This window comes from Janthinobacterium sp. BJB301 (assembly GCF_002735685.1).
Lineage (GTDB): Bacteria > Pseudomonadota > Gammaproteobacteria > Burkholderiales > Burkholderiaceae_D > Janthinobacterium > Janthinobacterium lividum.
In genome coordinates this window covers 760,568-773,698 of sequence record NZ_PDZJ01000001.1, presented here as the reverse complement: position 1 = coordinate 773,698, position 13,131 = coordinate 760,568, and the positions used below count along the sequence as shown (strand labels likewise).

11 protein-coding genes are annotated in these 13,131 nt (G+C 64.4%); 5 read left to right on the top strand and 6 right to left on the bottom strand.

The window, feature by feature from the left end:
• Positions 1 to 83: 83 nt before the first annotated feature.
• Complete coding sequence (locus CSQ91_RS03505) at positions 84 to 473, top strand: DUF1090 family protein (protein ID WP_180278332.1); 390 nt, start codon at positions 84 to 86, stop codon at positions 471 to 473.
• On the opposite strand, the gene mmsB is transcribed toward CSQ91_RS03505, so the two are convergent.
• The 3 genes from mmsB to CSQ91_RS03490 are packed head-to-tail and all read right to left on the bottom strand — an operon-like array spanning position 470 to position 4,123.
• On the bottom strand, positions 470 to 1,363 hold the full coding sequence (gene mmsB, locus CSQ91_RS03500; protein ID WP_099387393.1) for a 3-hydroxyisobutyrate dehydrogenase: 894 nt from the start codon (positions 1,361 to 1,363) through the stop codon (positions 470 to 472). The two genes, CSQ91_RS03505 and mmsB, sit on opposite strands and share 4 nt — an antisense overlap.
• Before the next feature lie 10 nt (positions 1,364 to 1,373).
• A complete protein-coding gene (locus tag CSQ91_RS03495) occupies positions 1,374 to 2,888 on the bottom strand; it encodes a CoA-acylating methylmalonate-semialdehyde dehydrogenase (protein WP_034788904.1) in 1,515 nt (504 codons plus the stop codon).
• 17 nt (positions 2,889 to 2,905) lie between these two features.
• Positions 2,906 to 4,123: an ABC transporter substrate-binding protein gene (locus CSQ91_RS03490; protein ID WP_034788901.1), complete on the bottom strand. Its 1,218-nt coding sequence runs from the start codon at positions 4,121 to 4,123 to the stop codon at positions 2,906 to 2,908.
• 121 nt (positions 4,124 to 4,244) lie between these two features.
• On the opposite strand from CSQ91_RS03490, the gene CSQ91_RS03485 reads away from it, so the two are divergent.
• From CSQ91_RS03485 to CSQ91_RS03475, 3 genes are all read left to right on the top strand, one after another.
• Positions 4,245 to 5,162 carry a LysR family transcriptional regulator gene (locus CSQ91_RS03485; RefSeq protein WP_034788899.1) on the top strand — a complete coding sequence of 306 codons (918 nt, stop codon included), beginning with the start codon at positions 4,245 to 4,247 and terminating at the stop codon, positions 5,160 to 5,162.
• A 50-nt stretch (positions 5,163 to 5,212) separates the two neighbouring features.
• Positions 5,213 to 5,743, top strand: coding sequence for an isochorismatase family protein (locus CSQ91_RS03480; protein ID WP_099387392.1), 531 nt, complete (start codon positions 5,213 to 5,215; stop codon positions 5,741 to 5,743).
• Positions 5,744 to 5,849: 106 nt separating this feature from the next.
• Positions 5,850 to 7,721, top strand: a complete 1,872-nt coding sequence (locus tag CSQ91_RS03475) for a carboxypeptidase-like regulatory domain-containing protein (RefSeq protein ID WP_099387391.1) — start codon at positions 5,850 to 5,852, stop codon at positions 7,719 to 7,721.
• Positions 7,722 to 7,728: 7 nt separating this feature from the next.
• Here CSQ91_RS03475 and CSQ91_RS03470 read toward each other — a convergent pair whose 3' ends face one another.
• From CSQ91_RS03470 to CSQ91_RS03460, 3 genes are read right to left on the bottom strand one after another with little or no spacing between them, the layout of a single operon-like run.
• The gene (locus CSQ91_RS03470; protein ID WP_180278331.1) at positions 7,729 to 8,886 is read right to left on the bottom strand and encodes a DUF1624 domain-containing protein; all 1,158 of its coding nucleotides are present in this window, start codon (positions 8,884 to 8,886) and stop codon (positions 7,729 to 7,731) included.
• Positions 8,887 to 8,895: 9 nt separating this feature from the next.
• Positions 8,896 to 10,998 carry a TonB-dependent siderophore receptor gene (locus tag CSQ91_RS03465; RefSeq protein ID WP_180278330.1) on the bottom strand — a complete coding sequence of 701 codons (2,103 nt, stop codon included), beginning with the start codon at positions 10,996 to 10,998 and terminating at the stop codon, positions 8,896 to 8,898.
• Between the two features lie 54 nt (positions 10,999 to 11,052).
• A complete protein-coding gene (locus tag CSQ91_RS03460; RefSeq protein WP_099387389.1) occupies positions 11,053 to 11,964 on the bottom strand; it encodes a LysR family transcriptional regulator in 912 nt (303 codons plus the stop codon).
• A 127-nt stretch (positions 11,965 to 12,091) separates the two neighbouring features.
• Between CSQ91_RS03460 and CSQ91_RS03455 the strand changes: the two genes are divergently transcribed.
• Positions 12,092 to 13,078: a zinc-dependent alcohol dehydrogenase family protein gene (locus CSQ91_RS03455; RefSeq protein WP_099387388.1), complete on the top strand. Its 987-nt coding sequence runs from the start codon at positions 12,092 to 12,094 to the stop codon at positions 13,076 to 13,078.
• Positions 13,079 to 13,131: the final 53 nt, after the last annotated feature.

Below are 13,131 nucleotides of genomic sequence, written 5' to 3'. Positions count from 1 at the left end.
ACAGGCGCGCACTGCACAAGAAGTTTGACAGGGCAAGCCGGCAGGCTTACATTGCACGAGCCCACCACTTACACAGGAATGCCATGAACCGCCTCGCCACAACCGCCTTGACCCTGCTGCTCGCCGCAGCCTCCGTGGGCGCCAGCGCCGCCGATACCCAGCTGGCCGGCTGCGCCGCCAAGCGCGAAAGCATCCGCAGCGAATTGCGCCAGGCGCAGGAGCAGGGCCTGTCCGACAAGGTCGCGGGCCTCACGCGCGCGCTCGACGAAGTCAACGCCCACTGCCGCGACAGTACCCTGGTCGAACGCCACAACAAGAAGATCGTCAAGGCGCAGGCGAAGGTGAACCAGACGGAGCGTTCGCTGCGCCTGGCCCAGGAAGCCAACAAGGAACCGAAGAAGATCGCCAAGCTGGAAGGCAAGCTGGAAAAAGCCAGGGCCGAGTTGGCGGCCCTGCAGGCGCAACAACCTTAAGCTTTATCGCCCAGCAGCTGATAAATGCTGGAGAAATCCAGCGCGCCCGATCCCGCCTTGCTGTGCAAACTATATAGATTGCGCGACAAGGCGCCCAGCGGCACCGAAGCGCCGCTGGCCAGCGCGCTTTCCACGGCCAGCCCCAGGTCTTTCAGCATCAGGTCGACGCCAAAGCCGCCCGTGTAGCTGCGCGACGCGGGCACGTTTTCGGCCACGCCCGGACACGGGTTGTAGACGTCCAGGGTCCAGTTGCGGCCCGAGCTTTTCGCCATCACGTCGGACACCACCTTGGGATCGAGGCCATTGGCCACGCCCAGGCGTATGGCTTCGCTGGTGCCGATCATGAGTATCCCCAGCAGCATGTTGTTGCATATCTTGACCGTCTGGCCGCAACCGGAGCCGCCCGCGTGGAAGATGGCCTTGCCCATGACGTCCAGGTAGGGCCGTGCCGCCGCCAGCGCGGATTCTTCGCCGCCCACCATGAAGGTCAGGGTGCCGTTGGTAGCGCCCGCCGTGCCGCCCGACACGGGCGCGTCCAGCATGGGCATGCCTTTTTCCTGCGCCGCGCGGCCCACCTGGCGCGCCGCCTCGGTGGAAATCGTCGAACAGTCGATCAGCAAGGTGCCGGGCCGCGCCTGCGCCAAAATACCCCCATCCCCAAGGTAGGCGCCCAGCACGTGGCGGCTGGCCGGCAGCATGGTGATGACGATGTCGGCCTGGCCGATCGCCGCCGCCTGGTCATCGGAGACCAGGCCCCCGCCGTCGGCGAATTGCCGCACGCTGGCCGGCAGCAAGTCGAAGCCCGTCACCGCATGGCCGGCCCGCACGAGGTTCTGCGCCATGGGCAAGCCCATGTTGCCCAGGCCGATGAAAACGATATTGGTGCCCATGGCCTTCCCCTTATTTCATCGAGATGGTGGTATTGACGCCGCTGCCGCCATCGTCCGGGGCGAACCAGCGCGCCGTGACGGTCTTGGTCTGCGTCCAGAAGTACAAGGCTTGTTTGCCGTTCGGGCCCAGGTCTCCCAGCTTCGACGCGCGCGAGCCCGTAAAACTGAAATACGCGACGGGTACGGGAATGGCCACGTTGATGCCCACCTGCCCCACATCGATCTCGTTCTGGAACTTGCGCCCCGCCCAGCCGGACGAGGTGAAGATCGAGGTGCCGTTGCCGTTCGGGTTGGCGTTGATGAAGGCGATGGCCTGGTCCAGCGTGTCCGTCTCGACCACGCACATGGCGGGGCCAAAGATTTCCTGCGTGTAGACGGAGTTCGACGCCTGGACCTTGGAGAAAATCGTCGGGCCCATGAAATTGCCGCCCTCGTAGCCGGCCACCTTGTGGCCGCGACCGTCGAGCAGCAGCTGCGCGCCTTCGTCCACGCCCGCCTGGATCAGCTTTTCCGCCCGCTGCATGGCCGCCTTGGAAACCATCGGACCCAGGTCGGCATCGCGGTCGCTGCCCGGCCCCACTTTCAGCGCCTGCGAACGGGCGACGATTTCCGGCAGCCAGGAGCGCGCCTCGCCCACCAGCACCACGACGGAATTGGCCATGCAGCGCTGGCCGGCCGCACCGAAGGCCGCGCCGATCAGGTTATTGATCGCCTGCTCCTTGTTGGCGTCGGCCAGCACCACGCAATGGTTTTTCGCGCCCATCATCGATTGCGCGCGCTTGCCCGATTCGCTGGCGCGGCGGTACACATGCGTGCCCACGTGGGTGGAGCCGATGAAGGACACGGCCTTGATGTCGGGATGGTCGCACAGCATGTTGACGACGTCAGCGCCGCCATGCACGACGTTCAGGACGCCGGCCGGCAAGCCCGCCTGGTACATCAGTTCGACCAGGTACATGGTCGAAGACGGATCCTGTTCCGACGGTTTCAGCACAAAAGTATTGCCGCAGGCGATAGCGATCGGGAACATGAAGCACGGCAGCATGACGGGAAAATTGAACGCCGTGATGCCGGCTCCCACGCCCAGCGGCTGGTAGATATTGTAGACATCGACGCCGGTGGCCGCGTTTTCCGCAATCTCGCCCAGCTGCAGGGTGGCGATCGAACACGCGTGCTCCACCACTTCCAGGCCGCGCATGACTTCCCCTTCCGCGTCGGGCAGGGTCTTGCCGTGTTCGCGCGTGATCAGTTCGGCCAGGGCACCAATGTTTTCGCGGATCAGATGCTGGTACTTGAGCATGATGCGCATGCGCGCGGCCAGCGGGGTATTGCGCCAGGTCTTGAACGCTTCCTTGGCCGTGGCGACGGCCAGGTTGACTTCGTCCGGCGTGGAAAACGGCACCTTGGCGACGATTTCCTGCGTCGCCGGGTTGACGACGTCGCGCCATTCGCTGCTGCTTGACGCATGGTGCTTGCCGCCGATGTGCAGGGGGATGGCAGGGACTTGGGTGAGGGCTTGGTTCATGGTTCGAGACTCCGTGGTTATTTTTTAACGAGGTTGCACGCCGCAGCATCCATCGGCTTGAACGCCTGGTCGGCGGGGATGGTGGACAGCACTTTCAGGTAATCCCACGCGCCTTTCGATTCGGCCGGGGTCTTCACCTGCACCAGGTACATGTCGTGGATCACGCGGCCATCGGGGCGGATCGAGGCGTTGTTCATCACGGAATCCTTGATGGGCAGCTGGCGCATTTTTTCGGCGACGATTTTCGAGTCGTCGCTCTTCGCGGCCGCCACCGACTTCAGGTAGTGGTAGACGCTGGAATACACGCCCGCCTGCACCATGGTCGGCTTGGCGCCCTTGTTGAGCGCCTCGAAGCGTTTCGCAAACGCGCGGCTGCGGTCATCGTAATCCCAGTAAAAACCGTCCGCGTAGACCAGGCCCTGGGCCGTATCCAGTCCCAGCGCATGCACGTCCGATAGGAACACCAGCAAGGCGGCCAGGCGCTGGTCCTTGCCGCTGCCGATGCGGAATTCGCGCGCCTGCTTGATGGCCGATACCGTGTCGGCGCCGCCATTGGCCAGGCCGATCACCTGCGCTTTCGAGCCTTGCGCCTGCACCAGGAAGGACGAGAAATCGGACGCGTTGAGGGGATGGCGCACGGCGCCCAGCACGGTGCCGCCGTTGCGCTTGACGACCTCGCTGGCATCCTTTTCCAGCGAATGGCCGAACGCGTAATCGACGGTGACGAAGTACCACGACTTTTGCCCCAGCTTGGTCAGCGCCGCCGCCGTGCCGGCTGCCTGCGAATACGTGTCGAACATCCAGTGGAAGCCGTTCGGCGAGCAGTCTTCATTGGTCAGGCGACCCGTGGCCGGGCCGCTGAACATGGCGATGCCGCCCTTCTCTTTCATGAGCTTTTGCACGGACAGGGCCACCGAGGAATTGGTCAGGTCGGCGATGGCGTCGACCTTGTCGCGGTCTATCCATTCGCGCGCCTTGGAGGCGGCGATGTCGGCCTTGTTCAAATGGTCGGCCGAGAGAATTTCGATCTTCATGCCCTTGCATTCGGCCTTCAGGCAATCCTCGACGGCCATCTGGCTGGCGACGACGGAGCCGCGCCCGCCCATGGCCGAATACGGCCCGGACATGTCGGTCAGGATGCCGACCTTGACGACGCCATCGGAAATTTGCGCGTGCGCGCCGCCAAAGGAAAGGGTGAGCGCCAGCGCGCCCATGGCCAGAACGGTTTTTTTCATGCGTGTCTCCAGGTGAATGGGTTTTCTTATATGTTTAGATGCATTCTGCATGTGTAAAAATATGCACTCAAGTGAAATTAATGCATAATTCCTTTGCAAAAATGCACAGAGGGGATTTGCCATGCTCGATTGGGACAATGTACGGGTCTTCTTGGAACTGACGCGCAGCGCCGGCCTCGTCGATGCGGCGAAAAAGCTGGGCATCGACCATTCCACCGTGTCGCGGCGCATGCGCAAGTTCGAGGAGCAGGTGGGCACCCAGCTGTTCGACCGCAACTACGTGGGCTACCAGCTGACGCCCGAAGGCCACCGCCTGATGGAATACGCGGAAACCATGGAAAGCACGGTGTTCGCCGCCACCGAGGAATTGGGCGAGCACAACCGCCTGTTGTCAGGCCAGGTGCGCCTGGGCGCTACCGAGGGCTTCGGCGCCATCGTGCTGGCGCCCCACCTGGCGCAGTTCTGCGGGCGATACCCGCACATCAGCGTGGACCTGATCGCCGTGCCCCGCTTTGTCAGCCTGTCCAAGCGCGAGGCGGACGTGGCCATTTCCGTCGAACGCCCCCAGTCCGGCCCCTACGTGGTGACGAAGCTGTCCGACTACCGCCTGAAACTGTATGCCACGCCCGCCTACCTGGCGCGCCACGCGCCGATCACCAGCGTGGCCCAGCTGGCGCAGCACCCGATCATCGGCTACGTGGACGACCTGGTCTTCAGTTCGGAGCTGCGCTACATGGACAACGTGGCACCCGATTCCCTGCGCGCGTTTCGCAGCACCAGCGTGATCGCCCAGTACCACGCGGCGCGCGCGGGCCAGGCGCTGGCCATCCTGCCCTGCTTCGTGGCCCAGCAGTCAAATGAGCTGGTGCCCGTGCTCGATGGCGAGATCGACCTGCTGCGCGCCTTCTGGATGATTTCGCCCAGCGAGCGGCGCAATATTGCCAGGGTCAGCGCCCTGTGGAACTACTTGCGTGCCGCCGTTGATTTGAATCATGGCTACCTGATGGGCGAAACAGCCGTGCCCAGCTGGCCAACTTGAGCAAACTGCGGCGCGCTACACTATCGCCAGATACTAATAAGGAGAACGCCATGCTGATGGATGCAAACCAGGCTGTTTTGGTCATTGTCGACCTGCAAGGCCGCTTGATGCCGGCCATCCACGATGCCGGCCTCGTGCTGGCGCAAAACCTGCGTCTGGCAAAGATCGCCCGACTGCTCGACGTGCCCGTGCTGGGCACGGAACAGAACCGCCAGGGGCTGGGGCCGAACGTGGAAGAGATCGCCGCCCTGTGCGAACGGACCTTGCACAAGACGCATTTCGGCGCCTGTTCTGATGGCTTGCAGGACATGCTACCCGCCGGGCGCAGACAAATCGTCGTCACGGGTTGCGAAGCCCATGTGTGCATGCTGCAGACGGCCATCGGCTTGCTGGAACTGGGGTACGAGGTCATCATCGCCATTGACGCCGTCGGCTCGCGCCAGGCCGCCAGCCGCGACGCGGCGCTGGCCCGCCTGGGCAAGCTGGGGGCCCATCTGGTGACGGTGGAAATGCTGGCCTTCGAATGGTTGCGCGATTGCAAGCATCCGCGTTTCCGCGAAGTATTGGCGCTGATTAAATAGAAAGCAGGTTTAAGCCAGATCAATCCTGTCGGCCGCCCATTTGCTAGCTTGGTAACAGCGCCGCCATTCCGCGCGGTGCGCCGTCCACATCAGCAAGGGAGCCATCATGGCCCATATCCTGCGGGGCAAGCTGTGCGGCTTGATCTGTGCCGAGTGTCCTGAAGCTTTATCCCACGTCCTCGTGCGCCTGTACCGGCCGCGCGAGTCGCAAAACGTCACTGCCCTGGCCGTGGCCAGCGCCAAGGAAACCTTCGCCATCCTCACGGACGAGGAAGTGCAGGCGAAAGCGCCCTTCCTGCTGGCCGAGGCGCGCACGGATGACGATGGCAACTACAGTTTTACCCTGGAAGACGATTATCGGGGCGAGGCCGTCGAAATCGATATCCTGTGCCCCACCGTGCCGCATTTGAAACCTGGGCCGAAAGACCCCGTGCCGCTACAGTTTTCCATCACCACCATCCAGCCCCGCTGGCGCCAGGTCGAGAACGATTTCCTCGCCGTCTGGGATTATTGCCTGCCGCAACGCTTCTGGTGCCTGGTGCGCGCCCGCTTCGGCGCCTGGACCATCTGCGGCCGGCTGCGCACCTGCGACGCTCCCCACGCGCCGATCGCCGGCGCCACCGTGCGGGCGTTCGACGCGGACTGGTTGCAGGACGATGCGCTGGGAGTGGCGGTGACGGACACCAGCGGGCGCTTCCGCATCGATTACCTGACGTCGGACTTCACCTTGACGCCGTTTTCCCCATTCATCAATGTGGAATTCGCCAGCGGGCCAGACGTGTATTTCACGGCGCAGCTGGGCAGCGTGACGATCCTGTCGGAAACGCAAGCCAACGGCCGCCAGCCGGGGCGCGAAAATGTAGGCCACTGCTTCTGCGTGGAATTGTGTTCGAAAGACGTCTTGCCGCCCGACGTGGAAGGCGTGCCCCACTGGCAGCAGGTGGAAATCTTCGACATCCACCCGTTTCCCTCGCTGGCCGGCTTTTCCGCGCAAGGCTATGCGGGCGGCGCCGGCGCCTCGTATGTGTTCGCCGGCGGTGTCACCTTGAAGGGCAATTGCCCGCTGCGCAACAGCGCCATTCCCGCCAACCCGCTGGAATACCGTTTCCTGATCGGCGAATGGTCCTGGCCCGGCGGCAGCGACGACCCGGCAGCCATTCCCACGGTGGCACCCGCCAGCCTGGCGCCGCTCACGCAAATCCTCGGCACGCACGTCGGCTATGTGTTTTATACAAACGGACTGGGTCTCGGCGATTCGGCGCCCGCCATCATCGACGCGGGCGATCTGCAGCCTGGCGGCTGGACACGGGTGGACGGCAAGCCTGTCACCGTGGACATGCGCGACGGCACGACGGCCGTCGTCAACGTGGCGCCCAGCATCTTCCTGCGCACGTTTGACTTGCTGACCGTGAATACGCCGGCCATCACCAGCCTGCATCCGGCCAAGCTGCCGGGCGGCTTGCCCATCCTCGACGCGGGCCGCAGCCTGACGGCGGCCGAGAGCGAACCGATACGCCGCTACCGCCTGGGCTTCGAAGTACGCGATGGCATCAGCCTGGCGCTGGTGGCCACGGACGGGCTCGATTCCATCGTCTTCGACAACTCGCCTGTCATCGTGGCGCTGGACCTGGAAGAGCTGCGCAGCAATGCCTGCAACCCCATCGCGGGCGGCCTCGTGCATATCCTGTACACGATCGACCATCCGCATCTGCGCTTTTTCAATATCACGATTTCCAACAACAACGGCATCCAGCATCCGCCGCCACCGCTGCCGGCCGCCAGCTTCACGCCGCCGCCACCACCGAGCAATTATCTGTTCCGCGGCGCCGCGGGCGGGCCGCATTTATCAGGCAACAATGGCGGCTTCCCCGTCAACGTGGCGCTCGATCCGCCGTGCGCCTACAGGGTGGCCATCGGTTGGCAGACGCGGCATTACCTGGCGTCTTCGCACAGTATCGACAGGCTGTACTGCAAGTAGGCATGGTTCAGAAGTAGCGCACCCACGCCTGCTGCGACGAACGCTTGTAATTGGCAAACGCGCGGCAAGGGAAATACAGCACGGGCATCAGCAGCAAGGCCAGCAGCCACACTTGCCAGATGTGCTCGACGCCATAGCGGTTGCCGTGATTGGCACCGAGCACGGCCGTCAAGCTGATACCGATGAGCAGCAGCAGATACAGGTGCAACAAGTAGTAGAACATGGGGGCGCCGCCAAAGGTGGAGCACGCCCGCGTAAACCAGTTATCGACGCTTTCCAGCCAGGCCAGGCCCAGCATACCCAGGCCCAGGGTGAACAGCAAGAAGTCCAGCGATGGCGGATATTTCGTGAAGTTCAGCACGCTCATGGCCGTGCGCAAGGCCGTGTCGCCCGCCACCCACGGCAGGGTTTCGCCGTAGATATTGAAACCGCGCAGCACGGCCAGCAGCAGCAAGCTGCCGCCGCCCAGCGCCAGCAGCAGGCGACGCCGCCCCTCCGGCGAACGGCCGCGCGCATACAGGGGCCCGGCCGCATAGCCGAGCAGGATCACGCCTATCCACGGCAGCAACGGATAACTGACCTTGATCTTCATGGCGCCGTCCGCCACCAGATACCCCCGTTGCAGCAGCACCGTCAGCAAATAATAGCCAAGGCTGCCCTCTTCCGCGCGCAAGCCCGTGAGCAAATGCTGGCCCGCGATGATCGCCACGCCCAGCACGACCAGTACTTTCAACGGCAACTGGTGCAGCACGGCCAGCGCCATCATGGCCAGGCCGATGACCCAGATCACCTGCAGATACAGCACGGCTGGCGGAAACGCCCCGCTCCAGGCGAAATTGACGAACACCAGTTCCAGCACCACCAGCAGCAAGCCCCGCTTGAACAAAAAGCCCGTGGCGCTGCGGGGCCCGGCGGCCGGATGCGCATACAGCCAGGCGGACAAGCCCGTCAGGAAAACGAACATGGGCGCGCACACGTGGGCGGCCAGCCGCGTGAAGAACAGGGCCGGATCGACACTGGCCGCATCCATCGGGTCGCCGACCTGGTGGTGTAAAAAGACGGTTTCACGCACATGGTCGAACAGCATGATCAGCATGACGAGGCCGCGCAGCACGTCGATGACGGCGATGCGGGTGCGCAGGGTGGCAGAAGAAGTCGATGTCATAGTGATTGCTTAAAAACGGTAATGGGCATGCAAGGTCATCGTGCGCTCGGCACCCGGCGCCACCCACAGCTGGCTGTACGAACTCGCATAGTAGCTGCGGTTGAACAGGTTTTCCACGTTCAGGGCCAGGCGCAATTGTGCGTTGGGCGAATACGACGCCAGCAATCTGGCCGTCGTGTAGGCCGGCAGAGTAAAACTGCTGCTGACGGCCACGTCGCCCAGGCGCTCGCCCACATATTGCACGCCGCCGCCCACGCTGGCCGTGCCCGTGTCCAGCACGAATTGCTGCGTGGCCAGCAGGTTGGCGCTGTGGCGCGGCACGTTGGCGAAGCGGCTGCCCGTCACGATCGTATTGTCGCCGCGCGTGACGGTGGCGTTGGTGTAGGCATAGGCGCCCGAGACGCGCAAGCCGCGCGCCACTTCGCCCGACACGTCCAGTTCCAGCCCCCGGCTGCCCACTTCGCCCGCCGCGATGGCGAAATCCGTGTTGGCGGGATTCGTCGTCAGCACATTGCGCTTGCGGATGTCGTACACGGCCACGGTGCCCGTCAGCTTGCCCGTTTCCAGCTTGGCGCCCAGTTCATACGAGCGGCTGCGCTCTGCCGGGAAAGCCTGGTTGGCGATGCTGATGCCGCTGTTGGGCCGGAAGCCCTTCGCCGCGCTTGCATACAGCGACCACATTGTCGACGGCTGGTAGACGAGTCCCGCGCGGGGACTCGTGGCCGACAGCGACTGGCGGTTGCTCACATTCAAGCGATTGTTCGTCACGTCTTGCGTGTACGTATCGTGGCGCACGCCGACCAGCGCCTTCCATTGCGCGCCCAGATCCAGTTGATCCTGCGCATACAGGCCGCGCGCCTTTTGTCCTTCCTGCGTGTCGATGGACAGGGCCAGCGGATCGGCCTTGCCGCCATACGCGGGATTGAAGATGTCGATGGCATACGCATTCGCGGCCGAAGGATTGCGGCGCAGCTGCACCCGGTGGTCGTCGAAATGATAGGCGTCGATACCGGCCAGCACCTCGTGCGCCAGCGCGCCCGTCCTGAACTTGCCCAGCACTTCGACGCGGGCCGACACGTCGGTGGCGGAAAAATCGCGGTGGCGGCGCTGGCGGTTCAGGGTGCGTCCATCGGCCAGCAGCTTGTTCGCCTCGGTCGAATAACCGCTCAATTCGCTATCGCGGTAAGAGGCGCCCGCCTGCACCGTCCAGTCGTCGGACAGCGCGTGGTGGATGAACAGCTGCTGTCCCAGCGACTTGACCGTCATGGGCCCGTCGCCCGGCTCGCCCAGGAAGCGCGAGACGGGGACAAGACCCAGCTTGCCGTTCACGGCCACCACGCCGCGGTCGAACGGCGCGCGCTGGCGCACCGCTTCGATTTCATACGACACGGTCGTGTGCTCGCCCAGCAGCCAGAGGAAGGAGGGAGCAAACAGGCTGCGCTCGACTTTCAAGGTATCGCGGAAACTGTGCCCTTCTTCATGCGCCGCGTTCAGGCGGTAGGCGATGGTGTCGCTCAGCGGTCCCGTCAAATCCAAAGCTGCGCGGCGCGTCTGAAAGCTGCCCAGCGACACATCGGCACTGTACTCAGGCGCGAATTTCGGCTTCTTTGTCGTGATGTTCACCGTGCCGCCCGGCTCGCCCCGGCCGTACAGGGCCGAAGCGGGGCCTTTCAACACTTCGATGGCCTGCGTATTGCCGCCGTCGCGCATGCCGTTGTAGCCGCGGCTGGAACTGAAACCGTTGACCATGTAGTCGGAGCCGAAATTCGGGTCGCCCGTAAAGCCGCGCATGGCGTAGCTGTCCCACAAACCGCCCAGCGGACTTTGCTTCGCGATGCCGCTGGCCAGGTCCAGCGCGCCGGCCAGAGTCGTCACGCCGGCGTCGCGCAGCAAGTCACCGGTCAGCACGCGCACGCTTTGTGGCAAATCCATCAGCAAGGCATCCGTCTTGGTGGCGCCCGTGGCGGACAGGCTGCGGTAATGCTGGCGCTCGGCCTTGACGGTGACGACGTCCTGCGCGTCGGGCTTGTCGGCAGCAGGGTCAGCTGCCAGCGCCAAGGGACTGGCGGCGGCAAGCAAAAGCGCCACGGGGCGGCGTAAAAACACGGACATGGGATTCCTGACAATGGACAATTCAATGCAATAGGCTTGCATTATAATTGATAATCAATTCTCATTAAAGTCTTCGTGAAAAATCTGCGCCAGGAACTCCACGAACACTTGCACCTTGGCCGCGCGCAGCTGGCGCGGGTGGAACAGCGCCCACAGATCCGGCCCCCGCGTGCGGAACGGTTGCAGCACGGGCACCAGAGTCCCTTCGCGCAAGGGCTGCAACACGGAGACGGACAAGGCCTGCACGATGCCGCAGCCAGCCTGGGCGGCGGCGATCATCGATTCGATATGGTCGAAGGCCAGGGCGGCCGGCGGCGTGTGCGCATACGCCGCATCGCCCTCCCCGGCCTGGAACAGCCAGGGCCGCACCTGGCGCGATTTCGGGTACAGGAAATGCAGGCAGGCAAACTGGTCCAGTTCCTGCGGAGTGCGCGGCATGCCATGCCGGGCGACAAAAGCGGGCGAGGCGCAGCACAGATAATCCATGTTCAGCAGGCTGCGCGCCACCAGCGATGAATCTTGCGGTGCGCCGATGCGCAGCATCACGTCGATGCCCTCTTCCACCATGTCGACCAGGCGGTCGCTGACCGTCAGGCGCAGGGCAATGTCGGGATAGGCGGCGGTAAAGCGGGGCAAGGCGGGCGCAACCAGGCTGCGGCTGATGCTGCTGGGCATGTCCACACGCAAGCTGCCCGATGGCCGCTCGGCCGCCTGCAGCAAGCTCGTTTCCAGCGCCGCCATGTCGGCCAGCACCTGGCGCGCCTGCGCATGGCACTGCAGGCCTTCGGCCGTGAGCGACATGCTGCGCGTGGTGCGCTGCAAGAGGCGCACGCCGAAATGCTTTTCCAGCGCCGCCACCTGGTTCGTCACGGACGACGTGGAAATGCCCAGGCGCTGCGCCGCCTTGCTGAAGCCGCCCGCCTCGACCACGGCGCAAAACACGTGCATTGCTTCCAGCCTGTCCATGCCGGTCTCCTGTGAGTTCCTTGATTCCGGCGATTATCCACGATACTGAAATAGTGCATCGGGCTGCGCCCCATTTTTCTTTGGACCGTTCCCGCCTAGACTGGGGCATCAACCACAGGAGAATCCCATGCAAGTCCTCGTCCTCAACACCTTTGCCGCCCCCATGAGCATGGCCAACCTGCCCGTGCCGCAGCCCGGTCCCGGCCAAGTCCTCGTGCGCATCTCCGCCAGCGGCGTCAATCCGCTGGACACGAAGATCGCCGCCGGCGCCGCCCCGCACGCCCGGCCCCGCCTGCCCGCCATCCTCGGCATCGACATGGCCGGCACGGTGGCGGCCGTGGGCGATGGCGTGACGACTTTTCACACGGGCGAAAAAGTCTATGGCATGGCTGGCGGCATCGGCGGCATCCAGGGTTCGCTGGCCGAGTACGGCGTCTTCGACGCAGCGCTGCTGGCGCCCGTGCCGCCAGCGCTGAGCATGCGCGAAGCGGCCGCCCTGCCCCTCGTCTTCATCACGGCCTGGGAAGGGCTGGTCGACCGCGCCCACGTGCAGGCAGGCGACAGCGTACTCGTGCATGGCGGCGCGGGCGGCGTCGGCCACATGGCCGTGCAGCTGGCCGTCGCCCTTGGCGCCACGGTATATGCCACGGGCAGCGCGGCCAGCCGCGCTGCCATCGAGGCGCTGGGCGCCCGCTTCATCGATTACCGCACCAGCACGGTGGATGATTACGTGGCCGAACACACGGGCGGCGCCGGCTTCGACATCGTCTACGACACGGTGGGCGGCGCTACCCTGGACGCCAGTTTCAAGGCGGCACGCATCTACGGCGGCCACGTCGTCAGTTGCCTCGGCTGGGGCACGTTCGCCCTGAGCCCGCTGACGGCGCGCGCGGCCAGCTATTCGGGCGTGTTCACCCTGCTGCCCCTGTTGAGCGGCCAAGGCCATGCGCGCCATGGCGCCATCCTGCGCGAAGCCAACAAGCTGATCGAGGCGGGCAAGCTGCAGGTGCGGCTCGACCCGCGCCGCTTTACCTTGCGCACGGCGCACGATGCGCATGCGGCGCAAATCGACGGCAGCGCGCGCGGCAAGCTGGTGGTGGATGTGGGGGATTGAACGCAGGCTTGTTCCCCACGCGCCGAAGCGTTAATATGCAAGAATAAACTTGT

What these genes read in the sequence shown, in the direction of transcription:
- CSQ91_RS03455 (WP_099387388.1), top strand. Translation starts at nt 12,092, where the DNA reads ATGCAAGTCCTCGTCCTCAACACCTTTGCCGCCCCCATGAGCATGGCC.
- CSQ91_RS03475 (WP_099387391.1), top strand. Translation starts at nt 5,850, where the DNA reads ATGGCCCATATCCTGCGGGGCAAGCTGTGCGGCTTGATCTGTGCCGAG.
- mmsB (WP_099387393.1), bottom strand. Translation starts at nt 1,363, where the DNA reads ATGGGCACCAATATCGTTTTCATCGGCCTGGGCAACATGGGCTTGCCC.
- CSQ91_RS03495 (WP_034788904.1), bottom strand. Translation starts at nt 2,888, where the DNA reads ATGAACCAAGCCCTCACCCAAGTCCCTGCCATCCCCCTGCACATCGGC.
- CSQ91_RS03480 (WP_099387392.1), top strand. Translation starts at nt 5,213, where the DNA reads ATGCTGATGGATGCAAACCAGGCTGTTTTGGTCATTGTCGACCTGCAA.
- CSQ91_RS03465 (WP_180278330.1), bottom strand. Translation starts at nt 10,998, where the DNA reads ATGTCCGTGTTTTTACGCCGCCCCGTGGCGCTTTTGCTTGCCGCCGCC.
- CSQ91_RS03490 (WP_034788901.1), bottom strand. Translation starts at nt 4,123, where the DNA reads ATGAAAAAAACCGTTCTGGCCATGGGCGCGCTGGCGCTCACCCTTTCC.
- CSQ91_RS03460 (WP_099387389.1), bottom strand. Translation starts at nt 11,964, where the DNA reads ATGGACAGGCTGGAAGCAATGCACGTGTTTTGCGCCGTGGTCGAGGCG.
- CSQ91_RS03485 (WP_034788899.1), top strand. Translation starts at nt 4,245, where the DNA reads ATGCTCGATTGGGACAATGTACGGGTCTTCTTGGAACTGACGCGCAGC.
- CSQ91_RS03505 (WP_180278332.1), top strand. Translation starts at nt 84, where the DNA reads ATGAACCGCCTCGCCACAACCGCCTTGACCCTGCTGCTCGCCGCAGCC.
- CSQ91_RS03470 (WP_180278331.1), bottom strand. Translation starts at nt 8,886, where the DNA reads ATGACATCGACTTCTTCTGCCACCCTGCGCACCCGCATCGCCGTCATC.